The organism is Brevibacterium sp. Mu109, from assembly GCF_900169375.1.
GTDB lineage: Bacteria > Actinomycetota > Actinomycetes > Actinomycetales > Brevibacteriaceae > Brevibacterium > Brevibacterium yomogidense_A.
The window spans coordinates 1-1133 of record NZ_FXZF01000110.1; the positions used below are offsets into that span (position 1 = coordinate 1).

At 62.7% G+C, this 1133-nt stretch carries 1 protein-coding gene and 1 pseudogene; both read right to left on the reverse strand.

Annotated features, from left to right (window positions below; all coding sequences use genetic code 11):
* Window positions 1-824 (reverse strand): F0F1 ATP synthase subunit gamma (locus tag BSP109_RS16710; protein ID WP_101602071.1); only part of this gene is annotated, 824 nt, incomplete at its 3' end.
* A 31-nt stretch (window positions 825-855) separates the two neighbouring features.
* A pseudogene (locus BSP109_RS16715) lies at window positions 856-1133 on the reverse strand (F0F1 ATP synthase subunit alpha); the annotation flags it as partial.

Below are 1133 nucleotides of genomic sequence, written 5' to 3' on the forward strand. Positions count from 1 at the left end.
TTGATGAGATCATCCGCGTTGTCCGTGGCCGTCTTCATCGCTGCCTGACGTGATGCCTGCTCCGAGGCCGAAGCGCTCAGCAGGGCCGACAGGATGCGCGAATCGATGTACCGCGGCAGCAGTGCGTCGAGGACAGCCTCTGCACTCGGTTCGAACTCATAGAGAGGGAACGCGGACGCATCGGTCGAGCCTGCGGACTGTCCGCCTGTCGTCGCCTCATCGGCGTCGACGACCTCCAGCGGCAGCAGTCTCCGGTATTCCGGATCGTGTGTGACGCTGGAGACGAACTTCGTGAACACGATGTAGATCTCATCGACACCCGAGTCCTCGGACTCCGGATCGAAGTTCTCCAACAGAGCTTCGCCGGTCTCGCGGGCGACCTCAGCCGTCGGATTCTCGGAGATTCCTGTCCAAGACTTCTCGATCTTGCGATCGCGGAAGGTGTAGTAGTTCTTGGCCTTGCCTCCGACCGTAAAGAGCTCCACCTGCTTGCCTTCGCCCTTCAGGAGCCGAACGAGCTCCTCGTCCTCACGCAGCAGGTTCGCCGAGTAGGCACCGGCGAAGCCGCGGTCCGGACCGATCACGAGCACTGCGGCTCGCTTGACGTTGTCCGACTCGGTGGTGAGCACGTGGTCGACGTTCGACTCGCTGGCCACCGCCGACACGGCCCGGGTGAGGGCGTTCGCGTACGGGCTGGCGGCCTGCGAGCGGGCAATGGCCTTCTGAATCCGCGAAGCAGCGATGAGTTCCATCGCCTTGAAGATCTTCCTCAAGGACTGAGTCGAGCGGATCTTCTGTTTGAAGACCCTCTGCTGGGCTCCCATCAGTTCTTCCTTTCGCCGTTACAGACGCGCCTCAACGCTTCTGCCGAACGATCTGCTCCTGCTCGACCTCGAGCTTCTTGGTCTCGCGGATGACCGTGAGGATCTCGGTCTTGCGTTCGAGGGTGTCGAGCAGTTCGGCCTCCCAGCGCAGGACGTCGTCGACGGCGATATCGTCGAGGTAGCCGTTGGTGCCGGCGAAGATCGACACGGTCTGCTTCTCGAACGGCATCGGCGAGTACTGGGGCTGCTTGAGCAGCTCCATGAGCCGAGCGCCGCGGGCGAGGTCGCGCTTGGTCGCATCGTCGAGGT